We start from the raw sequence: 25,950 nt of genomic DNA, 5'->3' as shown, positions 1-25,950 counted from the left end.
ACAAAAAGATAAATTCGTTTATGTACTTTCTGAAAATATAGATTGTCAGTTTTTTAGATAATTACAAAAGAACTTTCTTCATACGATTTACCTTTTCACTATTTCAGTAGTGTTTTATTCGTTAATCGAATTGTATAATATACTTACATAATAAATTCAGGTGATTTTTGACGTATTATTGACAGGATTTTGTCTGAAATATGTCTTTTGTAATTTTTTTGAATTAGATTTCTCACATTTTAAAAACGTACTTTTCAAACATACAACACACTCTTATATCAATTGTTATTATGTTTTTCTCTTCATACGCTTGACTTTCTCCTTGAAAAATGTCCTCGAATCAAACCTAGAAATATGCTAGTTTTTTGTCAAGAGAAAAATGTATTTCCAAAATTCAAATCAACAATATTGTTATTCACAAATAGAAAAAAACTCCCCTTTCTCTAGACATAAAATTCGTTTTTTTGTCATTTTTCAAACAGACTAAATAAAAAAGTACCAAGAATAAATTATATTCCCGGTACTTTAATCATTATTTCGTTGTATATTTTCTAACAGCCGGCATAATTTCGGTAGCAATTAATTCAATGTTTTTCTCAATCTTATCAAATGGTACACCGCCAAAATCAATCTGTGCCATAAAACGTTGCTGTCCAAATAATTCATATTGATAAAGCATTTTTTCAATAATTTGTTGCGGGCTACCAATCATTAACGCATCACGGTGATCTACTGCGTTAGTAAATTGTTGTTTTGGATACCCACCACCGCGTAGCGCAAGCATACCAGCATTAATATGAGGATAATATTCACTAAGTGCATCTTGTGAATTTTCTGCTGTATAAAATAAACTTGTTGTTGCAATTGGTAATGTTGCTGGGTCAAAACCACTTTGCTCAGCTGCTTCACGATATGCATCAACCGAAACTTTAAAATTAACAGCTGGGCCACCAAGTGTCGTAAGCATCATTGGTACACCTGCGCGTCCTGCCTTAATTGCACTAGCAGGTGGCCCTCCAACAGCACGCCAAATTGGCATATTGTTATTTTTAGCTCTCGGTATAATTGCCGCATGTTCAAGTGGCGTTCTAAACTGCCCTTTCCATGTTACACTTTCTTCTTTATTTATTTTTAATAAAAGATCCATCTTCTCTTCAAATAGCTCTTCATAATAATTTACATCGTAACCAAGTAAACTATATCCCCCAATACGAGATCCACGACCAGCAACGATTTCAGCACGACCATTAGAAATTAAATCAATTGTGGCAAAATCCTCATATACACGAACCGGATCTGACGTGCTTAATACTGTTGCAGAACTCGCGATTTTAATGTTTTTCGTAGCTTGTGCAATAGCTCCTAAAATAACTGTATGGGCTTGCGTTGTAAAATGCGTTTGATGACTTTCACCGACAGCAAACACATCAATTCCAGCTTCATCTGCTAACTTAGCTGTTTCAATTAGTTCATGAATTCTTTTTTCTGCACTTATTTTCGAGCCATCATGCGGATTTAAAATATGATCTCCAATTGAATATAATCCAAATTCAATTCCCTTACTTGTATCAATACGGTATTTTTCCATAGTTGCTCTCTCCCTTTTAATAAAGCGGTATTAATTTCTCTTCAATCTCTTTTCTTCTCTCTTCTAAAAATGGTGGTAAATCCAGCTCTTTTCCTAATTCTTCAACTGTTGAATCTACTGTAAATCCTGGGCCATCCGTCGCAATCTCAAATAAAATGCCATTTGACTCACGGAAATATAAACTTTTAAAATAAAAGCGATCGATAATCCCTGTTGATTGGAACCCTTTATCTTTCACCGCTTCATTCCAATAACTCAGTTCTTCATCATTTTTCACACGAATAGCTAAATGATGAATACTTCCTTTTCCTGGTCTTTCACTCTCTCCATCTTGCTGTTTCACCAAAATTTCTCCAAAAGATTGACCATCAATAGATTGATAAATCCCCTCATCGTCTGAACGAGATACTTCTTTATAACTAAACAAACCTGTTAATGTTTTTGATAATTTATTTAAACTGCGCACTGTCATTTCAACTGTTCCCATGCCTAAAATACGATGATTCTGCTCTACAGAAGATTCATCCCATGCAGTCCAATATTCAGGCACCTCTTCATCTTTATTATTTAACAGCACTAACCGTAGACCATCTGGATCTTCAAGGTGCAGTGCGTCTCTTCCGGCGTAAGTTGTAATTTCCCCATGCGCCACCTGGAGTGACTCAAAACGTCTCTTCCAAAATGTAAGACTTTCTATTGAAGGTACGAGCAAGCCTATTTGTGTTATTGCATTTGTACCACGGATTGTTCTACCTACATTCGGCATTTCAAAAAATGATAATTCAGTTCCGGCACTCCCTGTTAAATCACCATAAAACAAATGATACATAAATGGATTATCTTGATTGACTGTCTTTTTCACCCGGCGTAATCCTAAAACATCTCGATAAAAATTATTATTCGTTTTCGCATTTTTAGTCACCATAGAAATGTGGTGATGTCCTGGAATTGTATACATAAAACTTCCTCCTCTTTATCACTTGATTAGTCAATTGATTAAGTAAAAAAAATTACTCATTCGGTAATTCTTTTTTTTCACTATGCTTATGAACTTTTGACATCAACTCGTATAGTATTTTCTGCTCTTCTTCATTTAATACATCATCAAAAAATGATGATTGAAATGCAAGTTGCTCTGGCAATGCTCTTTCTAAAGCCGCTTCCCCTTGCTCTGTAAGACTAATTGTTTTCGTTTTCCAATCTTGTTTTCGTATAATATATCCTTCTTTTTCAAGACGTGTTAACATTCGAGAAATACCGCCTTGTGTAACGGTAACCTTTTCTGCTAACTCCATTTGTGTTAATGGCTGATAAGTCCGTATTTGCAAAAGCACATCAAATTGGGCTGTTGTTAAATCAAAACGTTTTAAAAACTCATTTGACATTTGATTACTTTGGTTCGTAAATCGTATTAAACGTAGCCATATTAACGATCCTATCGTATTTTCACGCATGTTTCATCACTTCCTAGCGTTGATCTTACTATCACTTTACCACTCAAGTGATAAAAAAGCAAGTAAAGAGTCAATACATATTTAATCCCAAAAATCTTAACCAGCTATTTTTCCAATTAGAAATAATAAATTAGCATCAATTGAACTATTTAATTAACGCAATAGACTTTTATACAAAATAACAATCTCACGAATTCCATACACCCAAGTTCTTTTCTAGAAATGGCAAACCCTCCTTTAGATAAGTTAAAGGAGGGACTTCATATTATATAGCTTCACCTAATACCTTTTTATCTTATATAGAGCTATTCCTTATTACCAAAACCTTATTCCAAAGAGTTTAAACGTTCTGCTCCACCCCTGTGCTCTTCTCCTTCTTATCCCTTTTAAAATTCTTCAACTTCTTAACTGTTCCAACTAACCCTTTCGGAAAAACTAGAAGCACGATAATGTATAATAAACCAAGAATAATCGTCCACCTTTCAAAAATCGGATACTCTGTAGCTAGTTCTGATAAATAATATTTCAGTGATTCAATAATCCCCGCTCCAGCAATAGCTCCGATTAACGTTCCAACTCCCCCAATCATTGTCATCAATAATGCATTTAATGTCATTTCAATTGAAAATACAGTTGTATTAACAAAGCGTAAAGTGATAACAAATAAACCACCGCTAATCGCTGCAACTACTCCTGCAACAACACTAGCAATAATTTTATAATGAAGCACTTTATAGCCAAGTGCTTCAACTCGTTGTTCATTTTGTGAAATCGCCTTTAACACTTTCCCAATTGAAGATTTTGTGAAAAGACGTAACAAAATGAAAATACTGATTAGACATATAAATGTTATATAATAAAATGTAAAACGATCACGGAATATATCTGGTACACGAAATGTAAATCCATCTCCTCCATGAGTCAGTGAACGCCATTTTTCAGCAAGTACAAAAAACAGCTGGGAAATAGCGAGCGTTAACATTGCATAAAAATGACTTTTCAGCCGTAAAGAAAGCAAACCGATTATATAACTAACGATGGCTGATACAATAATTGCGGCTGCTATTCCTATAAAAAAGTTTGTGATAGACACCCCTTGTCGATCAAATAAAAGTGCTACCCCATACGCCCCTATACCAAAGAACATACAATGACCGAATGAAACAATACCTGTATATCCAAGGAGAACATCAAAACTCATAGCGAAAATAGCAAAGATGAAGATTTGAGTGAACAAAATTAACAAGCTCCGTGAATCATTTACGAATGGAAATACACTTAAACAAATGAGCATAAATACTCCGAAGTATACTTTAATTCGATTCGATGTGCTGTTCACCATTTCACCCCTTTTCACCAACAAGTCCCGTTGGCTTCACTATTAAGAAAAATAGTAACATTAACATATTAATTGCAAGTGATAAATCCGGTATAAAATATGCTGTAAAAGCACCAGCTAATCCAACAATTAAAGAAGCGATTGCTGAACCTTGTACGCTTCCTAATCCTCCAATTATCACTACTATAAAAGCTAAAATCGCATACTGCATACCCATCTCGGCGAAAATAACACCTGAATACGGTGCTAATAAGAAGCCTCCCAAAGCCGCCATCCCTGCTCCTAATAAAAAGACGAAAGAAAATATCGCTTTTACATTAATACCGAGCGCTTGAACCATCTCTTTATCCATTACACCTGCGCGAATCATAAGACCTATCTTTGTTTTTTTGAGCAATAATAGTAAGGCAATGTAAATGATGATCCCAATTAAAATAACGAATAGACGATATTTAATTAATATAACACCTTCAAATGTATAACTACCTTGTAACCATAACGGTAATTTAGCACCAATTGGATTTGGCCCCCAAAATACTTTAATACATTCACTAAGTACAAGCATTCCTCCAAGCGTCACAAGAAGCTGGCGAACATGATTTCCATATACCGGTCTAATAAGGAATCTTTCTAAAATGAATCCAAGAAACATCCCCATAGCAATTGCTCCAATTAAAGCGAGTAAATAGCTTCCAGTTGTATTAAATATCCATACACCTGTAAAAGCTCCCCATGCAAATAACCCACCATGTGCGAAGTTTAGAACGCTCATTAAACCGAAAATAAGTGAAAGACCTGACGCTAATAAAAAAATGAGCATCCCTGTTGAAATCCCATTTACAAATAAATTGATTAACACATCCATCCTTCTCACCCCGGATTCATGTTAAGAGATTCCTAAATATTTGTGACACATTTCCTTATCCTCTTTTAATTCATACATAAAACCGTTATGAACAATTCTTCCGTTATCCATAATATAAAAGTAATCACCAATTTGACTAGCCATCATAAAGTTTTGTTCAACGAGTAAAACTGTTGTTTTCTCTTTCATTTTCAAAATGGCTATCATTAATTTTTCTATCATAATGGGCGACAAGCCTTTACTCGGCTCATCAATAAGTAATAAACCATCACTATTAATAAATGCTCTTGAAATTGCTAGCATTTGCTTTTGCCCTCCGCTTAAGAGTCCGCTTTTTTTGTGCCAAAATTGCTTTAAATCTGGAAATAATTCAAGCATCCAGTCTATTTTTTCTTCCGCTTCTTCTCCCTTCCCCCTAGCAAGAGCGAATGTTTCTTCTACTGTCAGGTCGTGAAAAATACCTTGATTTTCTGGTACATACCCTATTCCTTTCCTTGAAATTAAATGTGTAGATAATCCATTTACTTGTGTACTATCATAATAAATTTCACCATGTGCGATATGGTGAAATCCCATAACCGAACGTAATGTCGTGGTCTTCCCTGCCCCATTTCTTCCAAACAGTACAGTAATCGTTCCTTTCTCAACAGTAAGAGATACCCCTTGTAAAATATGAAACTGATCTAAATACGTCTCTATATTATTCACTTGTAATAGTGCCACTATATAATCCCCCTAAATAAGCACTTTGTACACGCTCATCTTTCATCATTTCTTCGGGCAAACCTTCAGCCAATAACTCTCCATGGAATAAAACGATAAGATGGTCTGACAAACCTAGTACCATATCCATTTTGTGTTCAATAAGTACAATTGTACTCTCTGGATGTTTCTTAATATTTTCAATCACTTGTAAAATAGCCGGTACCTCCTCAACTGATATACCTGCCGTCGGCTCATCAAGTAGTAACACATCCGTTTTTAAAGCTAATAACATCGCAAGCTCTAACTTTCGTTTTTCCCCATGCGCTAGATCTTTCGCTAATACATGTTCTTTCTCGTGAAGTAATACTGTTTTTAAGAAACGTCTCGCCTCTCCAACTTGTTGCTTAAATTTTGCCGAACTCGGAAAAAAACTATAGTAATCTTGCACAAATGATTGAACACTTAAACGAACATTTTCAAGTACCGTTAACTCTGGGAATATATTTGTAAGTTGAAAAGAACGACCAATTCCTAATCGAGTACGATCCGAAATTGATAAATTTGTAATCTCTTGTCCTTTAAAATATACTTCACCCTTTGTTGGAGAAATTTGTCCACTTAGTAAATTGAATAGCGTTGTCTTTCCTGCACCATTTGGTCCAATAATTGAAATGAGCTTTCCTTTTTGTACTGTTAAATTCACATCCTTAATAACATGATGCTCGCCAAAAGATACGCAAAGATTTTTCGTTTCTAGCAAATGTGTCACGAAATCCCTCCCTTTAAAGCTTTAAGTATGAAAGAAATACGTATAAAGAGGGTGTACTCCCTCTTTATACAAAAACAACAGAAAATTCAGTCTATTTATTTTGAACTTGGGGTTCTGTCTCTTTCATCGTTAATTCTCGCTCTAATACTGGCACCGGATAATCAACACCATCTTGCTTTTTCAATGTGATAGAATAAAGTGTCTGCATCGCTTGATGATCCTTCTCTCTAAATTTCATCTTTCCTTTCGGTGTATCAAATTCCATTCCTTCCATTTTCTTAATCAATGTATCTACATCTGTATCACCTTTTGTTTTCTTTAAAGCTTCTACAATTGAAATTGCCGCTGACATTCCTCCTGCTGTAAATAAATCTGGCACCGCACCATTAAATCTTTTTTTATGTTCTTCAACTAACCAATCATTCACCTTATTTTTCGGAAGTGTGTGATAATAAACAGAAAAACCTTGCATTCCTACTAACGCATCCATCGTTTTTAATGCCGGTATATCTGGTGCACCGGTAGAAATTTTAATACCCTGCGCTTCCACATTCATATCTTTTAACTGTTTCCAAGGTGAATTCGCACCTGCCCAAACGATAAATAAATAATCTGGTTTTGAGCTAATAATATTTTGAATATTTGCAGTGAAGTCAGTCGAATTTGTATCAGCATATTGCTCGTTTACAATATTCGCACCTAATTTCTTCGCTCCAGCTTTAAATGCCGCAATTCCCTCACGGCCGTAAGCATTATCTTGTGCTAACGTTGCTATTTTTACATCTTTTTTAGCAATTGCCGCAGCACCAGCGACTGCATCTTGAGATGAATTTCTACCTGTTCTAAAAATATATTTATTCCAGTTCTTCCCGGTAATACTATCAGCTACTGCTGGTTCTACAACCATTATTTTTTCATATTCCTCTGCAAGTGGTAAAACCGCTAATGTATCACTTGAACTAGACGATCCGACTAAAAAATCGACTTTCTCTTCTTCTAATAACTTCGTAGCTTTTTTAACCGCTACATCAGCTTTCGTTTCCGTATCTTCTACAACAAACTTAATCTTCTTCCCTTCCACTTTCCCAGTTCCACCAGTTGCATAGTCTAACCCTAATTCAAATCCGTTCACTGTTTGTTTTCCATATGATTCTAATGGACCTGTTAATGAAGCAAGAACCCCTACCTTAATCGTCTTTTCATCCTCTGTACTTGTTTTCTTTCCTGAACAAGCTGCCGTTATTAATAACGAACCTAAAACACAACCAGCAGCCACCATTTTTAGCCATTTACGTTTTTTCATCGACATTGTGATCCTCCCCATACTTTACTTTCTGATAGAGTCAAACACGCCAAAGTTACCCATCCGTAATTATGACTTCTCCTTTGAATAATATAAACGAGATTGTTAGTATACATGTATCTTCTCCGATTTCCATTAAACACCTTTACAATTTCATATAAATATTTTATTCCTACCTATACCGCATTCCCAAACTATTAAACTTCTATCCTTTCTAACAAGCATTTTGAGTCTCCAATATTAATTAGCTTTCTTAAAAAATTGAATTCTTTGGAGTAAATCATCTGTAATAATGATATTCCCTTGACTATCCACATCTATTCCTTGTGGTGAGAAAAACTGCCCTGACATACCATTAAAACTTCCAAAAGACTCTAAAAAATCCCCATTTTCATTGTAAATATTCACACGATTATTAGAAGTATCTGTGACATATACCGTATTATTTATATCGATTTCAATTCCTATTGGCAAAAAAAGATCTCCTGGACCCTCTCTCCAATTTTCTAGTGGATCTAAGTTTCCAGCTCCATGATTTGTACCCCATTTTGTAAGAAAATTACCCTCATTATCAAATTTTTGAACCCTATTATTAATCCGATCAACAACATAAACATTATCTTTTGAATCAATTGCTAATTGCATAGGTTGAAAAAACTCTCCCTCTCCACTTCCTTTTCTCCCCCATTCTTTCATATATACAAAGAATGGATTAAATTTTTGAATACGATGATTTTCTGAATCAGCTATAAATATGTTTCCTTTACTATCAATAGCTATTCCAGATGGAAATTGAAAAAAACCTGGTAATACTCCAAATGAACCATATGAAGCAAGCGCTATCCCTGAATTGGTGAATTTTTGGATACGATGATTTACAGAATCAGATACATACACATTATTGTAACGATCCGTTGCAATCTGTCTTGGAACAAAAAACTGTCCTGGAAGACTTCCGAACCCAAGTGGCCCACCAGTACCAAATAAACTTCCCCACTTAGCAACAATCTTCCCAGATATATCATATTTCAAAATTCGATGATTAAAAGAATCAGATACAAAAACATTTCCATTCGTGTCTCTTTCGACATCATAAGGTCCTGCATATTGTGTATTTCCATTCCTTTCATTACCTATGGTTTTCTTCATTACCGCTGTTAGGCCTACCTCATTATATAAAAGTACACGATTATTTCCCGTATCTGTTATATAGATATTCCCTTTACCATCCGGAAAAACTTGATTAGGATAAACAAACTGAAAAAAGTTACCTACTGTATATAAAAATTGATCTTTATTTGTAAATTTCATTATCCGATTGTTATATGTATCTGCTACATATAGCGATCCAGATGTTGAGTCAAAATTTATTCCTCTTGGATGGTAGAATTGATATGGGCCTAAACCTGCAATTCCTGTTCCGATTACTCGCTGAAACTCCCCTTTTTTATCAAACACTTGAATACGATTGTTATATGTGTCTGCAATATAGACCTCGTCTTGTTTATTTATCGCAATTCCTTGTGGTAAAGCCATTTCGCCTTTCCATAACTCCCTATTGTTTGAATATACTGCCCATCCGGGCTATATTTTTGAATACGATGATTGTCTTCATCCGTAATATAGTAATTGTTATCGCTATCTACTGCAATTTCCCTAGGAAACGAGAACTGCTCACTTCCTTTACCTTTTGTGCCCCAACTTTTAATAAATTGAAACTCCTCATTAAATTTTTGAATACGATAATTCGCTGTATCCGCAACTAAAATATTACCTTCTTTATCAACAGCAATACCAAATGGCATATTAAACTGTCCCGGACCTTCACCTAAAGTTCCTATAGCATCAACAACTTCTCCATTCTTATCTATTTTCAAAATCCTATTATTCCCCATATCAACAACATACAAAAATCCTTTTGCATCCCTTGCCATCGCCACTGGTGTCCTTAATAACTTAGAAGTATCTAGCTCACTCCCCCATGATTTCACATATTTTACAGCAGAGGCACTTCCTACAGAAGCAAACATCCCTAGACTCACAATAACAATGAAAAAACAACATATAATTTTTTTGATAAAATCCATGCTTACTACCATCTAATCACAGTAGCTGCCCAAGTATACCCAGTACCTGCACTAACCACTACTGCAATATCTCCAGGCTGTAATTTCCCTTGCTCATTTGCAAAATGAAGACCTATACATGGGTCAAGTGCTGACATATGCCCATAATGATCTAAATATACAACTTGCTCTTCTACTAAGCCCAGCCCCTGTAACAATTCTATTAGCATAGAGCGTTTTGTATGCAGTGGTAACAATACTTTAATATCTTTAGGAGTAAATCCACTTTTTCTTAACGCCTCCCGAATAACCTTATCAAAATTAGGGGTTGAAATTGGATCTAAACGTTCTTTCATACTAATAGGATCTATTACATCAATATAATGCTGTCGATTCTCAACTGTATCATAGCTCGCAACCTGCTTCGATCCACCAGCTGGAATACGAACATCGTCATGAAATGAACCATCCGTTATAATCGCACTGCCTAATATTTCACCGTTGCTAGCTCCCTTTTTTACTAAAGCTGCACTTCCGCCATCAGCAAAATTAAACATAAAACGTGAGCGTGGATTATCATAATCTACAATTTGAGATTCTTTACATCCACCTACTAATAATATATTTTCAATTGATTTATCAGAGTAGAGCATATCCTTTGCGACTTTGAGAGCGATTGGAAAGCAAGAACTAACATTCATAATTTCAAAAGCATAAGCATTTTTCAATCCAAGTTCATGCTGAATTTTTGGGGCACTAGACCATACGTGGTAATCTTTATGTGGACTGCCAAAATAAATGACTACATCAATAGATTGAGGATCTACTTGTAATAATATTGGCTTTGCAGCAGCAATAGCTAAATCTGATGCATGCATCGTTTCGTCTGCGACATGTTTTTCATATAACCCAAACTTTTCTATAATAATATTCTCAGGAATACCTGTTTTTTTAGATAAATCTGCGGCCGTCTCTACGTCTTTTGGGAAGAAAACACCAGTTGCTTCAATCCCAATTCTCATTAGACAATTCCTCCTTCTTTTGGCACCATCATAGTCGCTACACCCGTTAACACTAAATCTCCTTTTTGGTTATGACACTCAGTTAACAATTTCAAAACTCTCTTTTCTATCATAAATTCTTGTACTGTTGCCGTAGCTGTAATCGTATCTCCTATAAAAACTGGCGCTGTAAATTTAATAGTTTGTTCCATATAAACGGAACCCTTTCCTGGTAAATGAACGCCTAACAATTGTGATAATAAACTAGAAGTTAATAAACCATGTGCGATTCTTTGATTAAATCTAGTTTGTTTTGCATACTCATGATCAATATGAATTGGATTAAAATCCCCGCTCAAACCCGCAAATAATACAAAATCCGTTTCTGTTATTGTTTTACTACATGATGCCTGTTGACCGGAACTATACATAATCATCCCTTCACCTACTTTTCAGTTGATTTGCTAACTGTGCTTTTTGAATTTTACCAGTTGCATTTTTAGGCAATTCCTCTAGAAACACAATTTCTTTTGGAACTTTATATTTGGCTAGAAATAAACGACAATGATCAATGACTTCCTTTTCAGTTAATACACTGCAACTCTTTTTCACAATAAAGGCGATTGGAATCTCTCCCCACTTTACATGTTGTGTACCAATTACTGCTACCTCACATACTTCTGATAGTTTATTAATAACTTGCTCTACTTCAAGGGGATAAATATTTTCACCACCGGAAATTATCATTTCTTTTTTTCTACCGACAATGTATACAAAACCATCTTCATCAACTTTAGCTAAATCTCCCGTATATAACCAACCATCTTGAATCGTTTCTTCTGTTGCATCTGGCCGATTCCAATACCCTTTCATTACATTTGGTCCTCTTATTAGTAACTCTCCAACTTCACCAATCTCAACTTTATTTTTGTTTTCATCAATAAGTACATAATCACAAAACAGAACAGGTTTTCCAATTGAGCCTACTTTACGTCTTGCATCTTCTTCTGAAAGCATAAATACGGTTGGTGATGTTTCAGTCATACCAAAGCCTTGACCAAATAAAAATCCTCTATCTATAAATTCTCTCATCAACTCTTCTGGACATGGTGCACCACCGTTATAAAACCAGCGAACTGATTGTAAATTTGTAGTTTCAAACTTTGCGCAATTAATTAATGCTTGGTGAATTGTAGGTACTCCCATTACAACAGTCACTTTATATTTTTCTATCATAGAAAGAGCTATGGTTGGCTCAAATTTTCTCGGAACAATGATTATTCCACCTGCAAATAAAGTTGGAAATGCGAATAAACCAATCCCACCAATATGAAATAAAGGCAATAACACAATGGAGCGGTCATGAACAGTTAGGTCAATCGCAAATGTATTATTAAGCGCATTCCAAAACATATTCTCTTGTGTAAGTACAGCTCCTTTCGGTTGTCCTGTTGTCCCCGAGGTATAACATATAATAAAGGATGCGCTTTCATTTATCTCTTCAAAGTTGTCAATTTTTCTATCTTCTATTTCTTTTAAACTTTTAATCGAAATAACTCTTTGTACATATGTTACATTCTGCATTGACAGTGCCATATTTTGAAATGTTTCCTCTACAAATAAAACTGTAGCTCCACTATCTTTTAACTGAAATATAAGTTCATTTTCTGTTAACCGTATATTCAGTGGAACAGCAATACATTCTACCTTTGCTATAGCAAATAAAAGTACAATATATTCCAAGCTATTTTGTGATAAAATAGCTATCCTCTCTCCTTTTTGCACATTTAAGTCGTAAATTAAATATGCTGCTACTTTACTTACATACTCATGTAACTGTTTATATGTCATTTCCTCCTCTTCTGTAATAATGGCAATGCGATCTGGATGTAAATAGGCCCGTTTTTCAATCCAATAAGCAATGCCTTGCATATTTTCCCCACTCCCTTATCTCTTTCTCAATCCTTCAAATATTAATGACATCGCTGCTTCAAATACATCTTCCGGAACATCTTTCTCTTCCCAATAGCCCCATCGCATTCCTAAAAATTGACCAATTGACATAAGACAATACGCAATTGTTTCTTTATCAAGTTGTTTAAATTCTCCCGCTTCCATGCCAGCCGATAAACTTTTTAAAAATCCATTTGCGAGCTTTGCATAATACCATCTATATAAATTATCATCAACAACTACCGCCTGTTGTACAATGTTATATAGATTAGGACGATCTTTCACCCATCGAAAAAAGGCCTGAAAACCTCTTCTTTGTGCCTCTTCATAACTTGATATCCCCTTCATTTCTTCTTTAATAATTAAGCGTAACTCACGGTTCAATCTGCGAATCAATTCATCAAATATATCTTTTTTAGATGGAAAGTAATTATAGAAAGTTCCGTGCGCTACCGTTGCTTCTTGTGTAATATTCACGATAGAAGCTTCGTAATATCCTTTATTACCAAATACCTCTTCTGCAGCACACAATAATTTCTCTCTCGTTTCTAACCCTTTTGTTGTTAGTTTTTTTACATCCATTATTATTTTTTCTGACACCTGAATCACCTCTTAGATTTGATTATAAATATATTTCTGAATTTTTCAATTATTTTCATTAAACAAAATCCGCAAGCGTTTTTCTACATACAAAAAAGGACTAACTTATTTTGAAGTGATATTATCCCCTTTAGGTAGACAGTGTAAAAAAGACCATGTACACACATGGATGTTACACTATTACTTGGAGGGGATTTTTCATGACTAAAAAAGGATCGACATTTAATACCTATTCAGAAGAATTAAAGTTATCAGCTGTTCAAAGTTATTTAAACGGAGAAGGAAGTTACAATATGATAAAGGAAAGATATCAGATTAGAAGTTCTACCCAACTTAAAAATTGGGTCAAAAAATATAAAGAATGTGGTGAGATTACAGATACTCGCGGGAAAAATGGGGGAATGAAAGGTATACCAAACCCTCTAAAAGGAAAACGTGTTTATTTTAAGACAATTGAAGAGGAACGTGACTACTATAAGGCACAGGTTGAATATTTAAAAAAGCAGTATCCAAATCTATAAATGGAGGTGTACTAAAATATAAAGAGAGATATCATATCATTGAATCATTAAAGACAAAGTATCCAGTTATATGGCTTACGAAATTTGCGGGTGTACATCGTTCAAGTTACTATAAATGGATTCATACCAAAGGTATGAAAAACATACGACTAAAATCCGAGAAACGATTAAAAAAGGTAATACGATCTATTCACGTAAAGCACAAAGAATATGGTTATCCACGTATGAAAATCGCTTTACAGGAAGAGGGATATTTTATAAATCACAAAAAAGTATATCGCTTAATGAGTGAGCTCAATATTCAATCTATTATTCGAAAGAAGCGTCGCTTCTTTAAAGGGAACTATTCCAATATTTTTCCGAATGTTTTAAACCGTGAATTTAAAGATCGCCAACAAAATGAGGCACTTGTTACAGATATTACTTACCTACGATTCCAAGAGGGATTTCGGTATCTTTCTGTTGTACAAGATGTTTATAATAACGAAGTTGTTTCTTGGAAAATATCTACGCGCAATGATAATGAACTTGTATTAGATACGATTGAAATGTTGGCACAAAAAAGAGATGTGCGTGGAACCATTCTCCATTCAGATCAGGGATTCCAGTACACATCTCATGCCTACAACAAACGACTTTCCGATTTAGGTATCATTGGTAGCCACTCTCGCAAAGGAAACTGCCATGATAACGCTTGTATCGAGTCATTTTTCTCCCATTTTAAATCGGAGATGTTGTATTTGAATCATTTTAAAACAGAAGAAGATTTAATACAAGCAATTGAAGAATATATTTACTTTTATAACTATAAACGGTTCCAAAAACGACTCAACCATCGAGCTCCGATAGAATATCGAATCTCGATGGCTGCTTAGTCTTTTTCATACTGTCTACTTGACAGGGGTAAGACCAAAGTTAGTCCTTTAATCTTAATTAGAATTAAGTTCTACTTTCTCTAACCCCTCAACCAATTGCTTCTTATCTAATCCTTCCCCTATTACTACTAAGTTTGTCGGGAAACCGAAGTCTTGCTCCAGTAAAGTTGGTACGCCAAATGAATATTGGAATAGATGCGGGTATTTATCTCCATGGAATTTCACAAATCCTTTTATACGATAAATGCTATCTGGTAAATTCGAAAGCCATTCGTATAATTTATCTTGATCAATCGATTTCGTAAATTGATACGTCATCGTTTGTATATGTAAATGCTGTTTGACATGTAGTGTCTCATGCTCTCCATCTCTCACAAATTCAGCTTCTTCTATATCTTTTAAAGATATATTACAATACTTTGTTTCAAACAATTTCGCATGATTATTTATTGCTTTTACGTCTTCAAGTACTTTGTTCTTATCCGAATCTGTTAATAAATCTAATTTATTAATAAGAATATGACTTCCATATTTCATTTGCTCATGTAATAGCTGTTGTACATTTGCACTTAATATACTTCGGTTTAACCATCTTACTGCATCTAATACGACTACTATAGATTTCACTTCAAGGAAAGGGGCTAAAATTGGTGATACACATGCATCTAACACTTCAATTGGATGTGCGACACCTGTTGTTTCTATATAAATTACATCTGGTCTTTCTTGTTGATATAAAGAATGTAATTGAATTTCAAGCTCTTCTTTTAACGTACAACAAATACATCCTTTCAGAAGTTCCCTTAACACATTCTCTTTTCCAATAATATCTGTATCTACCGAGTATTCACCGATTTCATTCATCAAAACTGCAACTTTTCGATTTTTCTTCTTTTCTGCTAATAATAAATTTTGCAGCAATGTTGATTTTCCGCTACCTAAAAAACCACCTAATATATGAATTTCTACTTTACTCATTCGACCGACCATCCATTTCTCTACTTCAAATTTCTTCAAAGCGTAATTATTACGATTTATATTTATCATTTTATTAAAAGAATACCTATTTTTGAGACTCCCACGACTAAAGTCGCAAGCCCGAATCCTTACGGATTAACGGGTGGGATTCTTGAATGACTAAGCGTTCGCAAGCCATTTCTGTTTTGAACAGCCTTCAAGATAAGGGCATCTCATTGCCCCTCCTAAACCAGACCATATAGGTGCTTAGGCTGATTGACTGTTACCATCAATCACAGTTGCGTAGCGAATATTCATCGCTCCAACGATATCACGATGTGTCTTAAACCCACATGGACACTTGTATTTTCTATCTCGAGCTTTATTCTTTTCAGCACATTTCGGACAACTTTGACTTGTATAAGCTGGATTCACATATTCAATCTGAATACCAGCTATCGTTGCTTTATAAGCAATAAATTGTGCCAAACGATAGAATGACCAAGTGTGTAGGTTCTTTTCGTTTTTACGGCTTGTTCTTGCCGACTGTCTTATATTCGTTAGTTGTTCTAATCGAATGACAGAAATCTGATTAGCAATCGCAAAACCAATGATTTCACGACTTGTTTTGTGATCTTTTTCTTGCATCCATCTTTGTTCTTTATCATCAAATCGCCGAATGGCATTCACTTTTTTGTCTTTTCCTAACTTCTTACGAACACTCCGAAACTTACGCTTCCTATATTTATTTTGCCTACCATTCCCAAAGAAACGAACCTTGTCATCATCTGTGATTGCTACTGCAGGGACCTTGAGACCTAGGTCTATCCCTAAAACTTTCATTCCTGCTTTTTCATTTGTAGGAAGTGTGACAGATATTTGGGCCATCCACTTATTCGATTTCTTTGTGATACGAAGTGTACCTAACTTATGTTTTAACAAATCCAAATTGTGATTTTTTTTATCGATTAATAAAGCACGGACCTTTAAACGAGTGGACTTTCCCTTTACCTTAAACGGGATTGAAATATGAGTGGAGTCAAATGAATAATTTTGATTGTTCCATACACAAACAGGTTTCTTTAGAATCGGAATGATTTTATAATTACTTTTCTTTACTTTTGTAGCAAACATACTTTTCGCATCTTTAATCGCTTGATTCTTCACTGCACTTGGGATATTTGCTTCAATATCTTTTGTGCTTTTTTTCGTACTTTTCTTTGCTTCCACCATTTCCGATACAAGTGTATTTATAACTTTGATATATTCTTGACTGCTTTGTTCCAATAAACGGATTTGTTCTTTTGTTGGAATCAATTTCACTTTCACTGTTAGGGTCTGTGACATACGTTTCATCCCCTTGTTTTTTGATTTTCAACATATTTTCATTTGCTACATTTTTAGCTGTAGAAACAAAATAAGAACGTGTCCATAAACTTTGCAACGTTCTTCTATAATCATTTACCATAGTTACAATGTATCATTTATTTTCGAAAAATCACAACAAAAAGCCCCAATGAAACTACCTATACTTTGTATACTTAAAGTACCACGAACCTTACGATTTTTAGTGGTACTCCGTATCCAACCTCACTTTCATCACATGCCTAAAGGCGATGGGCTTTCTCGTTCGGAAAGGGCTGTAAACAAAACTACTAGATTATCGTTTCATTTTCCATTCACTTCATGAGCAACTCTAATTCCAGACTCGATTGCTCCTTGCATCCATCCATGTGTTAATGTCGTATGTTCTCCTGCAAAGTGCACTCTACCCGCTGGCGGCGTAATATATGGAAACAATTCAAGCTCTTGCCCTGGTTCAAAAGCTGTAAATGCTCCGCAAGAATACGGATTTTGACTCCAGCTAAAAGATTCTCCCGCAACATACTCACTATAAACCACATTTCCATATATTTGCGCTAAATTTTTCAACGCATAACGAATACGTTCTCTATTCGAGAGACTATCCCACGTTAACGCCTCATCTGCCCACGTATAACTCACTAAAACGATAGCCGCCCCTGGTGTATGAATGCCGTAGCTCGGATAATATGTAAAGCGGATAGGTAAATCTGTAATTGACTTACCACCATATTGTCCTGCTCTTTCCCAAAATCTACTTTTAAACTCTATCGCAATTTTAGTTGAAGCAATATAATTTAATTCACGAATTGCCCGCCTTTTATAATAAGAGAATAAATGATATGGCTGAACTTCTACAAATCGCAAAGCTGAAAATGGAATTGTGACAATAGCGATGTCACCAGTTACTATAAATGAATTTAACGTTTGTTCATGTGTTACTTGCATCATTACTTTATTATCTTCCTGTATAATTTTTTCTACTTTATACGGCATAAAAATATTATCCTTTAGCTCTGGTAAAAATGAATTTGGTAATTTATCCATTCCGCCCGTTATCTCATAATATTTCGTCGTTGAAGTGAAAAAGATCATTTCGCGTAATACTTCAATTAAAGACATTCCCATGTATGCTTCCATATCAAGAAGTACTCCGATCATATCTATTGCCCCATCTGAATAATACTCGGTTAAAAATGAACCGAGCGAATATGTTTTATACTTTTTTTCAACAATAATCCAGTTTTTATCCGGATCTTTCTTAATATAATTAAGTATCGGTTCCAATACCCCTAACATTAACCCTTCTGCTGTTTTCCCTCTTTCTTTATCTAAAACTGGATATCCAAGTACACTTGGATCCTTTTCAAACACATCCAATCTCGTTCTTTTGTTATTCGTATAAATTATATCTGAAGAAGTTTTATTAATAAAAAGGTTTAACGGTAGTTTAAATTTATGAATGTAGGCTAAAGTTAAATCATGAGTATCCGGAATACGCATAGGGCCTGCGTTAAAATATAACCCTGCGCTAAATGGTTCACGAATCGTATACACCCTGCCACCTATTCTGTTATTCGCTTCTATAATCGTTACCTCGTGTCCAGCCTCTTTTAATAAAGATGCTGCAACTAATCCAGACATCCCTGCACCGGCAATTGTAATCCGTTTGGGGTTATTTGTTTTGGCAAGCCCTTCATGAATAATTTGAAGCATTTCTTCCATCGATAATGGATTCCCCATGCCAATTCCCCTTTTATGAAGGATTTTACTGAATTATATTCGTTTAACAGGATTCCTATGTTTCATTCAAGTAATTGAGCGGATACATTTTCAATTACTTGAATATATTTTATAAAATGTAATAAAATAGATATGAAACTATAGAAGTAAGACGTATTATCTTACATAATAAAATTAATGAAATTGCGAGGAATTTTGAAATGAAAAAAGGTATTAACCGTGTTGTATTAGTAGGAACAGGAGCAGTTGGGTGTAGTTATGCTTACTGCATGATTAACCAAGCTGTAGCTGAAGAATTTGTTTTAGTGGATGTAAATGAAGCAAAAGCTGAAGGAGAAGCAATGGACTTAAGCCATGCCGTTCCTTTCGCACCAGCTCCAACAAAAGTTTGGAAAGGTAGTTATGAAGATTGTAAAGACGCAGATCTTGTTGTAATTACAGCTGGATTGCCACAAAAGCCAGGTGAAACACGTTTAGATTTAGTTGAGAAAAACGCTAAAATTTTCAAGCAAATTGTTCGTAGCATTATGGATAGCGGCTTTGATGGCATCTTCTTAATCGCAACAAACCCTGTAGATATTTTAACTTACGTAACTTGGAAAGAATCTGGATTACCGAAAGAACGCGTAATCGGTTCTGGTACAACTCTTGACTCAGCTCGTTTCCGCTATATGTTAGGTGAGTACTTCGATATTGGACCTCATAACATTCACGCTTATATTATCGGAGAGCACGGTGATACAGAACTTCCGGTGTGGAGTCACGTATCAATTGGTATTCAAAAACTACAAACGCTTCTTGAAAAAGACAACACATATAACCAAAAAGATTTAGATGATATTTTCGTAAACGTTCGTGATGCAGCTTATCACATTATTGAACGAAAAGGTGCTACATACTACGGCATCGGCATGTCACTTTTACGTGTTACGAAAGCAATCTTAAGCAATGAAAACAGCGTATTAACTGTATCAGCATATCTTGAAGGTCAATACGGCCAACAGGATGTTTATATCGGCGTACCTGCTGTTTTAAACCGCGGCGGTGTTCGGGAAATTTTAGAAGTTGAACTAAGTGAAGAGGAAGAATTAAAATTCGATCACTCTGTTCAAGTGTTGAAAGAAACAATGGCTCCTGTTCTTTAATCATATTTTCCAATCAAAAAAGCAATCCGATTTATATTGGATTGCTTTTTTATACTTTTATAGTTCCCCCTCAATTTAAACGGTAATATTATCTATAAAAAGGGGTGATTTCATGAATGATTCTTTGACGATTGCAATCCTCTTGCTAGCTGTAGCATCCTTAATACTTTTCCTCTTCTTAATCATCAGAACGCTATTTCCAACTAAAAAATATGATAAGAATCTCGGATTGATTCTAATTATTTTAAGCTTGTTAGCAATACCGATAAGTATCTTCCTTATAGGAGGATGGGCAGGTATGGGAGTTGGTGTAATCGCAGTCTTTATTTTTGCTGCTGTTATTATAGCTTTAATTGCAAATAGATTCATTAAACTACCTCCTCCAAAGAAAAAATAATAAATGACCGATGTTTTCATCAAGAGAAAACATCGGTCATTTTCTATCATTTATTATCTTTAATCGGTTCATCGTTATTTACGTCAAGTACATCTAATAAAAAGATAAAGATTGGTATTCCGATAATAAGCCCCCATATTCCGAGGAAATGCTCTGAAAAGATAAGAATCATAAATGTATAAAATACTGGTAAATTCGTTTTTGCAGACATAAATTTTGGATTTAAAAAATAACTTTCAAGAGCGTGGATTACTGTAATGAACACTAGTATGTATACAACATACATAACCCCGCCGACGTTATAGGCAATGATACAAAGTGGAAACAAGGAAATAATAACACCAGCAACTGGAATCAAGCCGAGTAGAAAGACCATGACAGCCAATACAAGAAGCTGTGGAAATCCTAAAATGACAAGTGCAATTACAGTGAGCACACAATTTACAACTGCAATTAAAAACTGTGCTTCAATCACTTTTCCGAACGATCTTGCAAATCTTTCACCGAAATATGCAATCTCCTCATAAAAAATCTTTAATTTACTATCTTTAAATTTAGACGTGAATGAAATAATTCGCTCTTTTTCCAATAAGAAAAATAAGCTTAGAATAAGAGACAATAGTATTTGCAAACTTACCTTTCCTATGTTTGCTATTGATTGATAAATGACATCCACACCTTGTTCAATATATTTTGATACTTCCATTTCATTAATTGCTGAAAGTACGTATCTAATCATCTCATTATCAGGTGGATGTTGAAAAAACAATTTAAATTGATAAATTAATTGTGAAATTTGTATCGTTAGCACAGGTAAATATTTATATAATGTAGTTACAATAAACGTCACTAATACAATATATAAACAAGCAATAACCACTTTCCTATTTACTTTCAATTTTTTTGAAATAAACTTTTGAAATCGATCCATCAAAAACGTGAGAATAAACGTAATTAATATTAAATTAATCATACTTTTTAATCCATATAATACAAGCACTAATATTATTAAAACGAGAAACCGTTGAAACCCTCTACTTCGAAAGAAATTTTTCACTTCATTCATTAAAAATTAACCTCCCCCTTCAATGGATGGAAATTGAATATATTACATTTTATGAACTTCTATAGACAATCTTTCTTACTAATTGGGAAGAATCCTTTTTTTCTTTTTAAATGTCGGATTTTTCATCTAATACTTTTCTAAAAACTACTTTATCAACTCTATATTTTAGGAGATCTTCTATTTTTAGATTGCTGTTCATACGCATATCCAATATTAAAAAGTTCTTTTTCACCAAACTGTTTCCCAACAAACACTACGCCTACCGGCTGACCATCAGAATCATACCCTGCCGGCACTGCTAATTCTGGATAACCAGCCACAGCTGATAGAAGAACTTCATCGTTATTAATCATCACAAGAGCATCCAAACCTTTTTCTACTAAATACCTATCTAGCTCTTTTCTTGCATTTTCTTGACTCGTTTGAACTACTTTTTCAAACTCACCTTTCGTTATAGCAGATTTTTCAGAGCCCTCAATTAATGTTTGTCCATATTTCATTCGTCTTTTACTATCTTTTTTATTAAACGCTATAATCTCTTCTAACGATTTTACAGGCACATTTTTTTGCTTCGAAAGATAGTCGTTAACATTATGCTTGAACTCATATTCTAATGTTTGCAGATTATCTACACCCTCGCTGTTTAACTGAATATCATCAGTCAATATCGCACCTGCATCTTGAATGTCTTTTCTAATCTTTTCTGCTACTGCTTTTCTATTTTCATCTTGTTGATCTACAGAAAAAAGAATCCCTATCTTTTTCCCTTTTAATCCATCTATCGATAAATCATTCGTATAATTTATTCTATCTCTATCTTTCATTTTTTCTGTCATAGCATCTTTTTCATCATAACTTACCATTGTATTAAATAACGTTGCCGCGTCTTTTACCGTTCTTGCCATAGGCCCTGCAGTATCAAGCGTTTCAGCTAACGGAATAATTCCAGTTCTACTAATCATACCTAAAGATGGACGTAATCCAACTACTGATTGCTGGGATGCTGGTGCTACAATTGATCCAGTCGTTTCTGTGCCAATCGCAAGCGGTGCAAAATCTGCTGCAACTACTGTAGCAGATCCAGAACTTGATCCCGATGTATCAAACGTAATCGGACCGTATGGATTTAAATTTTGTCCTTTCTTCCCACTATATCCACTTGGCATTGTAAAAGATAAATAATTTGCCCATTCAGACATATTCGCTTTTCCTAAAACAAAAGCACCTTCTTCTTTCAACTTTTTCACGATCGTCGCATCTTCATCTGCAATCCAATCTTTTAATACATAAGTTCCTGCGCTTGTCGGCATCACTTTTTCCGTTTGTATATTATCTTTTACAATGACAGGAATGCCATATAAGTTCGATTTCTTCTTTAACGCTCTCTCTTTATCTAACTTTCGTGCTACTTCCATCGCATTAGGATTAATCTCTGTAACAGCATTTAATGATATTCCACTTTGATCATGTTCTTGTATTCTAAAAAGATAAATACTCGTTAATTCTTCATATGATAATTTCCCATCATCAACCATTTTTTGAAGCTCATCCACAGTCGCATTTACAACTTCTTTTTCTTTTATCTTTATATTATCTATGTCGATCCCTTTAAGCTGATTATGTATCGGTTTTAACACTCTGTCTTTATCATATACAATACGCTCAGGTTCCTTTGGAAAATAATTTTTATACACGTAATATCCTCCGGCACACACCAATAGAACAATACCTCCAGCGATAGACAACGTTATCTTTACCCATTTTTTCATGTTGCTTCCTCCACTCTAAAAGTTGCTCATTTATATAAAAAAGAGAGTTACCTTTTACTTAACTCTCTCCAATCAAAATGCTAAATGAAAAAATGAAAGATTTCAATCTAATTACTTTTTTTTTGCATTTGCTTTGCTAACAATTCCTTCACCTGATTATATGTTAACCCTGAATTTTTATTTAAACGTTTCACTTCATCAACATCAGTACCGACAACTGTATATTTTTTCTCATCATTCATGTTCCCACTTCCTTTCTCACCAGATTATTTCTTATATTTCTTCCCTAAATGCACATAAATTAACACCAATACGAATAGGGAAGCTGGACTAAATTAAATAGACGAGACAGATGATATAGTATTCAATAACTAAAAGGAGTTCTGTTGCGTAAGAGGAATAGATAAAAATATGTCGAATTTATATACTTATTGAATTTAAGGACATGGAGGATGCATTTTGAAAACATATGAGTTTAAACATAACATTCCAACATTGGAAGAGTACAAATATTTGTGTGATTCTGTTGGATGGACTAATTATATGAATTTTGAAGTAGCGGATACTTCACTGAAGCATTCTATTCACTGCATCACGGTCAAAGATAATGAAAAAATTGTGGGCATGGGGAGAATTGTTGGTGATGGATCTATCTATTTCTATATTCAAGATATAGTAGTTCATCCAGATTATCAGAAACACGGTATTGGGAAAGAAATAATGCATCTTTTGGTTGCATACTTAAATGAGAATGCACCTGATAAGGCGTTTGTTGGTTTATTTGCATCACAAGGTAAAGAATCGTTCTATGAAAAATATGATTTTAAGGATTACTCACCAAACATGACGGGGATGTTTACTGTCATTTCAAAAAAATAAACATATAGATTATTGATTGTAAGGAAAGACATCGATTCATATGGAGGAAATTGTTCTCGCAGTAACATTTTCCACAATCGAGTTTAAACATTACATAGGAAAGGACAGTACATATATGACTAATATGTACTGTCCTTTCATTTATCTAACCCTTTTTAATTTTGATTTTGAATTGTATTTTTTAATAAAATTTCACTATATCTTCAGTAGGTAAGAATGTTCTTTCTCCTGGCTCTTCATTTGGTTCACCAAATGGCATTTGTCCTACTAAGCTCCACTCTGCTGGAATGTTCCAAGTTGCTTTCACTTCAGCATCTACGATTGGATTGTAATGTTGTAAGGACGCCCCAATTCCTTCAGCCGATAATAGCATCCATACAGTATGTTGTAGCATTGCATTTCCTTGATGAGACCAGAATGGGAACTGCTCTTTATACAATGGTGCATTTGCTTGCATTTTTTCTACTGTTGCTTGATCTTCAAAGAATAGAACTGTTCCTACACCTGCATGGAAGCCTTTTAGTCTTTCTACTGTTGCTTCAAAATTTTCTGCTGGCACGCGTGATCTAAGTGTTTCTTTTACGATATCCCAAAACTTTTCATGCTCTCCATCCATTAATACAATCATACGGCCACTTTGCATATTGAAAGAAGTTGGTGCGTGTAAAGCTGTTTTTAAAACTTCTTCAATTCTTTCTTTTGTTATTGTAGCACTTTTTGTTACTTTACGAATTGAACGACGGTTCACGATTGCTTCTTTTAAATTTGTTGTAGTTGCTGACATTTTAATTCCTCCAAATATATGTTTTATTATTTTTATTTAAACAAATCAACTTGAGTCTTTCATGCAAGACGAATTAGCAATATCCATCCGTCTTACATTGCATCCCTTCAAATGAATTTGTTTTATCCTTTTCGATTTCTTTATCAATTACTCTTTGTAACGTTTCTTTACTAGCAAGTCCTTGAATGACTTCATCTCCAATCATGACAGTTGGAACAGCCATAATATTTGCTTCATCATATGCATGCTGAATTGCTTCTTGATGTTTTTCTTTATATTTACGATTTACTAAAGCATCTTTAAATTCAGCTTCAGGAAGCCCTACTTCTACCGCTAATTTCGTTAATACATCAATATCTTCAATGTTTTGCTCTTCTTGGAAAAACGCAGTAAATACGCGGTGATGATACTCATTTCCAAGTCCACGCTCTTTCGCGAATTGGCACCCTTCAAAAGCTAAATGTGTATATGGATGCGGAGAAACGCGTGGCAGACGCATTTCAACCCCTAATTTTTTTGCAGTAGGAAGAATGAAAGAATCCCATGAACCTAACTTATCTGGCTCGTTCCAAGGATCTATTTTAGAATATGGACTTGGACGCAATTCAAATGGCATCCATTCGATTTCTACATCTTTCTCTTTCGCTACTTCATCTAATGGGCCTTTTGCTAAAAAGCAAAACGGGCATATAAAATCTGAGTATACTTTCATTTTTACAGTCATATCTTTTACACCTTACCTTCTTTTTATTTCTAGATGTAACCAAAACAGTTACAATTTTAAGAAAAAAATATGCATTCTCTTTTAG

Annotated in this window: 24 protein-coding genes and 1 pseudogene; 4 read left to right on the top strand and 21 right to left on the bottom strand. The window is 34.5% G+C overall.

The annotated features are described in order from the left end of the window. Window positions 1–532: 532 nt before the first annotated feature. The 13 genes and pseudogenes from QCI77_RS09750 to QCI77_RS09690 all read right to left on the bottom strand — a co-directional run bounded on the left by QCI77_RS09750 (window position 533) and on the right by QCI77_RS09690 (window position 13,643). Window positions 533–1,588 carry an LLM class flavin-dependent oxidoreductase gene (locus QCI77_RS09750; protein ID WP_353824828.1) on the bottom strand — a complete coding sequence of 352 codons (1,056 nt, stop codon included), beginning with the start codon at window positions 1,586–1,588 and terminating at the stop codon, window positions 533–535. Between the two features lie 16 nt (window positions 1,589–1,604). Further along, window positions 1,605–2,546, bottom strand: a complete 942-nt coding sequence (locus QCI77_RS09745; protein WP_002141341.1) for a ring-cleaving dioxygenase — start codon at window positions 2,544–2,546, stop codon at window positions 1,605–1,607. 52 nt (window positions 2,547–2,598) lie between these two features. Further along, window positions 2,599–3,042 carry a MarR family winged helix-turn-helix transcriptional regulator gene (locus QCI77_RS09740; RefSeq protein ID WP_002012331.1) on the bottom strand — a complete coding sequence of 148 codons (444 nt, stop codon included), beginning with the start codon at window positions 3,040–3,042 and terminating at the stop codon, window positions 2,599–2,601. 340 nt (window positions 3,043–3,382) lie between these two features. Then, window positions 3,383–4,336: a branched-chain amino acid ABC transporter permease gene (locus QCI77_RS09735; protein ID WP_078178804.1), complete on the bottom strand. Its 954-nt coding sequence runs from the start codon at window positions 4,334–4,336 to the stop codon at window positions 3,383–3,385. Window positions 4,337–4,385: 49 nt separating this feature from the next. Beyond that, the gene (locus tag QCI77_RS09730; protein WP_000382784.1) at window positions 4,386–5,246 is read right to left on the bottom strand and encodes a branched-chain amino acid ABC transporter permease; all 861 of its coding nucleotides are present in this window, start codon (window positions 5,244–5,246) and stop codon (window positions 4,386–4,388) included. Window positions 5,247–5,267: 21 nt separating this feature from the next. Continuing rightward, the gene (locus tag QCI77_RS09725; protein WP_353824827.1) at window positions 5,268–5,969 is read right to left on the bottom strand and encodes a branched-chain amino acid ABC transporter ATP-binding protein; all 702 of its coding nucleotides are present in this window, start codon (window positions 5,967–5,969) and stop codon (window positions 5,268–5,270) included. Continuing rightward, window positions 5,947–6,720, bottom strand: a complete 774-nt coding sequence (locus tag QCI77_RS09720) for an ABC transporter ATP-binding protein (protein ID WP_000149306.1) — start codon at window positions 6,718–6,720, stop codon at window positions 5,947–5,949. The genes QCI77_RS09725 and QCI77_RS09720 overlap by 23 nt, the downstream gene beginning before the upstream one ends. A 91-nt stretch (window positions 6,721–6,811) precedes the next feature. Beyond that, window positions 6,812–8,029 carry a substrate-binding domain-containing protein gene (locus tag QCI77_RS09715; RefSeq protein ID WP_000061988.1) on the bottom strand — a complete coding sequence of 406 codons (1,218 nt, stop codon included), beginning with the start codon at window positions 8,027–8,029 and terminating at the stop codon, window positions 6,812–6,814. Window positions 8,030–8,263: 234 nt separating this feature from the next. After that, window positions 8,264–10,053 (bottom strand): annotated as a pseudogene (locus tag QCI77_RS09710) (NHL repeat-containing protein). Between the two features lie 62 nt (window positions 10,054–10,115). Further along, entirely contained in the window at window positions 10,116–11,111 is a 996-nt protein-coding gene (locus QCI77_RS09705) for a 3-oxoacyl-ACP synthase (protein ID WP_001219349.1), read from the bottom strand. Continuing rightward, window positions 11,111–11,527, bottom strand: a complete 417-nt coding sequence (locus tag QCI77_RS09700) for a MaoC family dehydratase (RefSeq protein ID WP_002012316.1) — start codon at window positions 11,525–11,527, stop codon at window positions 11,111–11,113. Before QCI77_RS09700 ends, QCI77_RS09705 begins: the two co-directional genes overlap by 1 nt. A gap of 4 nt (window positions 11,528–11,531) precedes the next feature. After that, window positions 11,532–13,022 (bottom strand): o-succinylbenzoate--CoA ligase, encoded by a 1,491-nt coding sequence (locus QCI77_RS09695; protein ID WP_001161506.1) that lies wholly within the window; start codon window positions 13,020–13,022, stop codon window positions 11,532–11,534. A gap of 15 nt (window positions 13,023–13,037) precedes the next feature. After that, on the bottom strand, window positions 13,038–13,643 hold the full coding sequence (locus QCI77_RS09690; RefSeq protein ID WP_353824826.1) for a TetR/AcrR family transcriptional regulator: 606 nt from the start codon (window positions 13,641–13,643) through the stop codon (window positions 13,038–13,040). A gap of 200 nt (window positions 13,644–13,843) precedes the next feature. Between QCI77_RS09690 and QCI77_RS09685 the strand changes: the two genes are divergently transcribed. Next, window positions 13,844–15,039, top strand: a protein-coding gene (locus tag QCI77_RS09685) for an IS3 family transposase (RefSeq protein ID WP_113771028.1) whose coding sequence is annotated in 2 segments (ribosomal slippage) — window positions 13,844–14,150 and window positions 14,150–15,039 — 1,197 coding nt in all. Because the reading frame shifts where the segments join, the coding sequence is not laid out codon by codon here. 54 nt (window positions 15,040–15,093) lie between these two features. Here the strand turns inward: QCI77_RS09685 and QCI77_RS09680 are convergent. The 3 genes from QCI77_RS09680 to QCI77_RS09670 form a co-directional block, all read right to left on the bottom strand. Continuing rightward, on the bottom strand, window positions 15,094–16,017 hold the full coding sequence (locus QCI77_RS09680) for a CobW family GTP-binding protein (RefSeq protein WP_353825762.1): 924 nt from the start codon (window positions 16,015–16,017) through the stop codon (window positions 15,094–15,096). 246 nt (window positions 16,018–16,263) lie between these two features. Beyond that, the gene (locus tag QCI77_RS09675; protein ID WP_353824825.1) at window positions 16,264–17,343 is read right to left on the bottom strand and encodes an RNA-guided endonuclease TnpB family protein; all 1,080 of its coding nucleotides are present in this window, start codon (window positions 17,341–17,343) and stop codon (window positions 16,264–16,266) included. 321 nt (window positions 17,344–17,664) lie between these two features. Then, complete coding sequence (locus QCI77_RS09670; RefSeq protein WP_353824824.1) at window positions 17,665–19,101, bottom strand: flavin monoamine oxidase family protein; 1,437 nt, start codon at window positions 19,099–19,101, stop codon at window positions 17,665–17,667. 200 nt (window positions 19,102–19,301) lie between these two features. Here QCI77_RS09670 and QCI77_RS09665 point away from each other — a divergent pair, with 200 nt between their 5' ends. Next, window positions 19,302–20,246, top strand: coding sequence for an L-lactate dehydrogenase (locus QCI77_RS09665; protein ID WP_002012312.1), 945 nt, complete (start codon window positions 19,302–19,304; stop codon window positions 20,244–20,246). 112 nt (window positions 20,247–20,358) lie between these two features. After that, window positions 20,359–20,643: a YesK-like family protein gene (locus QCI77_RS09660; protein ID WP_215598851.1), complete on the top strand. Its 285-nt coding sequence runs from the start codon at window positions 20,359–20,361 to the stop codon at window positions 20,641–20,643. Window positions 20,644–20,689: 46 nt separating this feature from the next. Here QCI77_RS09660 and QCI77_RS09655 read toward each other — a convergent pair whose 3' ends face one another. The 3 genes from QCI77_RS09655 to QCI77_RS09645 form a co-directional block, all read right to left on the bottom strand. Beyond that, complete coding sequence (locus QCI77_RS09655; protein WP_002064872.1) at window positions 20,690–21,709, bottom strand: AI-2E family transporter; 1,020 nt, start codon at window positions 21,707–21,709, stop codon at window positions 20,690–20,692. A gap of 158 nt (window positions 21,710–21,867) precedes the next feature. Continuing rightward, window positions 21,868–23,478: an amidase family protein gene (locus tag QCI77_RS09650; RefSeq protein ID WP_088293544.1), complete on the bottom strand. Its 1,611-nt coding sequence runs from the start codon at window positions 23,476–23,478 to the stop codon at window positions 21,868–21,870. 107 nt (window positions 23,479–23,585) lie between these two features. Further along, on the bottom strand, window positions 23,586–23,720 hold the full coding sequence (locus QCI77_RS09645) for a hypothetical protein (protein WP_002012306.1): 135 nt from the start codon (window positions 23,718–23,720) through the stop codon (window positions 23,586–23,588). Window positions 23,721–23,937: 217 nt separating this feature from the next. Here QCI77_RS09645 and QCI77_RS09640 point away from each other — a divergent pair, with 217 nt between their 5' ends. Beyond that, window positions 23,938–24,357 (top strand): GNAT family N-acetyltransferase, encoded by a 420-nt coding sequence (locus tag QCI77_RS09640; protein ID WP_353824823.1) that lies wholly within the window; start codon window positions 23,938–23,940, stop codon window positions 24,355–24,357. Between the two features lie 181 nt (window positions 24,358–24,538). On the opposite strand, the gene QCI77_RS09635 is transcribed toward QCI77_RS09640, so the two are convergent. Beyond that, window positions 24,539–25,141, bottom strand: coding sequence for a nitroreductase family protein (locus QCI77_RS09635; protein WP_353824821.1), 603 nt, complete (start codon window positions 25,139–25,141; stop codon window positions 24,539–24,541). Window positions 25,142–25,214: 73 nt separating this feature from the next. Further along, on the bottom strand, window positions 25,215–25,865 hold the full coding sequence (locus QCI77_RS09630; RefSeq protein WP_012260760.1) for a DsbA family oxidoreductase: 651 nt from the start codon (window positions 25,863–25,865) through the stop codon (window positions 25,215–25,217). Between the last annotated feature and the right edge of the window lie 85 nt (window positions 25,866–25,950).

The sequence above is a fragment of the Bacillus cereus group sp. MG9 genome (genome assembly GCF_040459995.1).
Classification (GTDB): Bacteria; Bacillota; Bacilli; order Bacillales; family Bacillaceae_G; genus Bacillus_A; species Bacillus_A mycoides.
The sequence above is the reverse complement of the archived record's forward strand: the minus strand, read 5'-3'. Positions and strand labels throughout refer to the sequence as shown.

Coding starts and splice junctions, on each gene's coding strand:
- QCI77_RS09750 (WP_353824828.1), bottom strand. CDS start 1,588: ATGGAAAAATACCGTATTGATACAAGTAAGGGAATTGAATTTGGATTA.
- QCI77_RS09745 (WP_002141341.1), bottom strand. CDS start 2,546: ATGTATACAATTCCAGGACATCACCACATTTCTATGGTGACTAAAAAT.
- QCI77_RS09740 (WP_002012331.1), bottom strand. CDS start 3,042: ATGCGTGAAAATACGATAGGATCGTTAATATGGCTACGTTTAATACGA.
- QCI77_RS09735 (WP_078178804.1), bottom strand. CDS start 4,336: ATGCTCATTTGTTTAAGTGTATTTCCATTCGTAAATGATTCACGGAGC.
- QCI77_RS09730 (WP_000382784.1), bottom strand. CDS start 5,246: ATGGATGTGTTAATCAATTTATTTGTAAATGGGATTTCAACAGGGATG.
- QCI77_RS09715 (WP_000061988.1), bottom strand. CDS start 8,029: ATGTCGATGAAAAAACGTAAATGGCTAAAAATGGTGGCTGCTGGTTGT.
- QCI77_RS09705 (WP_001219349.1), bottom strand. CDS start 11,111: ATGAGAATTGGGATTGAAGCAACTGGTGTTTTCTTCCCAAAAGACGTA.
- QCI77_RS09700 (WP_002012316.1), bottom strand. CDS start 11,527: ATGATTATGTATAGTTCCGGTCAACAGGCATCATGTAGTAAAACAATA.
- QCI77_RS09695 (WP_001161506.1), bottom strand. CDS start 13,022: ATGCAAGGCATTGCTTATTGGATTGAAAAACGGGCCTATTTACATCCA.
- QCI77_RS09680 (WP_353825762.1), bottom strand. CDS start 16,017: ATGAGTAAAGTAGAAATTCATATATTAGGTGGTTTTTTAGGTAGCGGA.
- QCI77_RS09675 (WP_353824825.1), bottom strand. CDS start 17,343: ATGTCACAGACCCTAACAGTGAAAGTGAAATTGATTCCAACAAAAGAA.
- QCI77_RS09670 (WP_353824824.1), bottom strand. CDS start 19,101: ATGGGGAATCCATTATCGATGGAAGAAATGCTTCAAATTATTCATGAA.
- QCI77_RS09665 (WP_002012312.1), top strand. CDS start 19,302: ATGAAAAAAGGTATTAACCGTGTTGTATTAGTAGGAACAGGAGCAGTT.
- QCI77_RS09660 (WP_215598851.1), top strand. CDS start 20,359: ATGAATGATTCTTTGACGATTGCAATCCTCTTGCTAGCTGTAGCATCC.
- QCI77_RS09655 (WP_002064872.1), bottom strand. CDS start 21,709: ATGAATGAAGTGAAAAATTTCTTTCGAAGTAGAGGGTTTCAACGGTTT.
- QCI77_RS09650 (WP_088293544.1), bottom strand. CDS start 23,478: ATGAAAAAATGGGTAAAGATAACGTTGTCTATCGCTGGAGGTATTGTT.
- QCI77_RS09645 (WP_002012306.1), bottom strand. CDS start 23,720: ATGAATGATGAGAAAAAATATACAGTTGTCGGTACTGATGTTGATGAA.
- QCI77_RS09635 (WP_353824821.1), bottom strand. CDS start 25,141: ATGTCAGCAACTACAACAAATTTAAAAGAAGCAATCGTGAACCGTCGT.
- QCI77_RS09630 (WP_012260760.1), bottom strand. CDS start 25,865: ATGACTGTAAAAATGAAAGTATACTCAGATTTTATATGCCCGTTTTGC.